Genomic DNA, 3,278 nt, shown 5'->3' on the forward strand with positions numbered 1-3,278 from the left:
CTTGTTCATTGAAAACTGGATATTGAAGTAAAAATGTAAGTAATACAAACCGAGAACACCGCGTTGAATGAGTTTTTTAATAAGTTCAATTGCTTATTTTTCTTGATTGGACTTCTATCGCTAGAAGAAAGATCAAAACCCAACCGCAAGGTTGATAAGGTTAAGTGAATAAGGGCGCACGGTGGATGCCTTGGCACTAGGAGCCGATGAAGGACGGGACTAACACCGATATGCTTTGGGGAGCTGTACGTAAGCTATGATCCAGAGATTTCCGAATGGGGGAACCCAGCATCTTTTATAGGATGTTACGTATACGTGAATACATAGCGTATACGAGGTAGACGCAGAGAACTGAAACATCTAAGTACCTGCAGGAAGAGAAAGAAAATTCGATTCCCTGAGTAGCGGCGAGCGAAACGGGAAAAGCCCAAACCAATGAGCTTGCTCATTGGGGTTGTAGGACTCCGATATGGTAGTTCTTTCAGATAGTCGAATGACTTGGAAAAGTCAGTCAAAGAGGGTGAAAGCCCCGTAGATGAAATTTGGAAGGCACCTAGGAGGATCCTGAGTACGGCGGAACACGAGGAATTCCGTCGGAATCCGGGAGGACCATCTCCCAAGGCTAAATACTCCCTAGTGACCGATAGTGAACCAGTACCGTGAGGGAAAGGTGAAAAGCACCCCGGAAGGGGAGTGAAATAGAACCTGAAACCGTGTGCCTACAACAAGTCAAAGCCCGTTAATGGGTGATGGCGTGCCTTTTGTAGAATGAACCGGCGAGTTACGATTGCATGCGAGGTTAAGTTGAAGAGACGGAGCCGCAGCGAAAGCGAGTCTGAATAGGGCGTTTGAGTATGTAGTCGTAGACCCGAAACCATGTGATCTACCCATGTCCAGGTTGAAGGTGCGGTAAAACGCACTGGAGGACCGAACCCACGTACGTTGAAAAGTGCGGGGATGAGGTGTGGGTAGCGGAGAAATTCCAAACGAACTTGGAGATAGCTGGTTCTCTCCGAAATAGCTTTAGGGCTAGCCTCGGAATTGAGAATGATGGAGGTAGAGCACTGTTTGGACTAGGGGCCCATCTCGGGTTACCGAATTCAGATAAACTCCGAATGCCATTCATTCATATCCGGGAGTCAGACTGTGAGTGATAAGATCCATAGTCGAAAGGGAAACAGCCCAGACCACCAGCTAAGGTCCCAAAATATATGTTAAGTGGAAAAGGATGTGGGGTTGCACAGACAACTAGGATGTTGGCTTAGAAGCAGCCACCATTTAAAGAGTGCGTAATAGCTCACTAGTCGAGTGACCCTGCGCCGAAAATGTACCGGGGCTAAACATATTACCGAAGCTGTGGAGTACACCTTTAGGTGTATTGGTAGGAGAGCGTTCTAAGGGCGTTGAAGGTAGATCGTGAGGACTGCTGGAGCGCTTAGAAGTGAGAATGCCGGTATGAGTAGCGAAAGACAGGTGAGAATCCTGTCCACCGAATGACTAAGGTTTCCTGGGGAAGGCTCGTCCGCCCAGGGTTAGTCGGGACCTAAGCCGAGGCCGACAGGCGTAGGCGATGGACAACAGGTTGATATTCCTGTACTCGTTGTTTTTGTTTGAGCAATGGAGGGACGCAGGAGGCTAAGGAATGCAGACGATCGGAAATGTCTGTCCAAGCAGTAAGTCTTGATAGGAGTCAAATGCTTCTAACTTTAAGGACAAGCTGTGATGGGGAGGGAAATAATAGTACCGAAGTTCCTGACGTCACACTGCCGAGAAAAGCTTCTAGTGAGAAAACAACGACCCGTACCGCAAACCGACACAGGTAGTCGAGGAGAGAATCCTAAGGTGAGCGAGAGAACTCTCGTTAAGGAACTCGGCAAAATGACCCCGTAACTTCGGGAGAAGGGGTGCTGATCGTCAGATCAGCCGCAGTGAATAGGCCCAAGCGACTGTTTATCAAAAACACAGGTCTCTGCAAAATCGTAAGATGAAGTATAGGGGCTGACGCCTGCCCGGTGCTGGAAGGTTAAGAGGAGTGCTTAGCGTAAGCGAAGGTACGAATTGAAGCCCCAGTAAACGGCGGCCGTAACTATAACGGTCCTAAGGTAGCGAAATTCCTTGTCGGGTAAGTTCCGACCCGCACGAAAGGCGTAACGATTTGGGCACTGTCTCAACGAGAGACTCGGTGAAATTTTAGTACCTGTGAAGATGCAGGTTACCCGCGACAGGACGGAAAGACCCCATGGAGCTTTACTGTAGTTTGATATTGAGTGTCTGTACCGCATGTACAGGATAGGTAGGAGCCGTAGAAGTCGGAACGCTAGTTTCGATGGAGGCGCTGGTGGGATACTACCCCTGCGTTATGGCCACTCTAACCCGCACCACTTATCGTGGTGGGAGACAGTGTCAGATGGGCAGTTTGACTGGGGCGGTCGCCTCCTAAAGAGTAACGGAGGCGCCCAAAGGTTCCCTCAGAATGGTTGGAAATCATTCGAAGAGTGTAAAGGCAGAAGGGAGCTTGACTGCGAGACCTACAAGTCGAGCAGGGACGAAAGTCGGGCTTAGTGATCCGGTGGTTCCGCATGGAAGGGCCATCGCTCAACGGATAAAAGCTACCCTGGGGATAACAGGCTTATCTCCCCCAAGAGTCCACATCGACGGGGAGGTTTGGCACCTCGATGTCGGCTCGTCGCATCCTGGGGCTGTAGTCGGTCCCAAGGGTTGGGCTGTTCGCCCATTAAAGCGGCACGCGAGCTGGGTTCAGAACGTCGTGAGACAGTTCGGTCCCTATCCGTCGCGGGCGTTGGAAATTTGAGAGGAGCTGTCCTTAGTACGAGAGGACCGGGATGGACTTACCGCTGGTGTACCAGTTGTTCTGCCAAGGGCATTGCTGGGTAGCTATGTAGGGAAGGGATAAACGCTGAAAGCATCTAAGTGTGAAGCCCACCTCAAGATGAGATTTCCCATTTCTTTAAGAAAGTAAGATCCCTGAGAGATGATCAGGTAGATAGGTCAGGAGTGGAAGTACAGTGATGTATGGAGCGGACTGATACTAATCGATCGAGGACTTAACCAAAATAAAATGAAAAACTCGGAGAGTTTCTTACTGATACTTCAAATCCAGTTTTGAGTGAACAAGATTTACTCAATATAGATAACACCAAGTGTGGTGGCGATGGCGAGAAGGATACACCTGTAACCATGCCGAACACAGAAGTTAAGCTTCTTAGCGCCGATTGTAGTGAGGGGTTGCCCCTTGTGAGAGTAGGACGCCGCCACGC

2 rRNA genes are annotated in these 3,278 nt (G+C 49.6%); both read left to right on the top strand.

The features are described 5' to 3' along the window. Window positions 1-158: 158 nt before the first annotated feature. Window positions 159-3,073 (top strand): 23S ribosomal RNA (locus I2F89_RS15260). A gap of 89 nt (window positions 3,074-3,162) precedes the next feature. Then, window positions 3,163-3,278, top strand: a 5S ribosomal RNA gene (gene rrf, locus I2F89_RS15265).

Origin of the sequence: Enterococcus sp. 1001283B150225_161107_E12, assembly GCF_015556925.1 — a bacterium.
GTDB lineage: Bacteria > Bacillota > Bacilli > Lactobacillales > Enterococcaceae > Enterococcus_B > Enterococcus_B mundtii.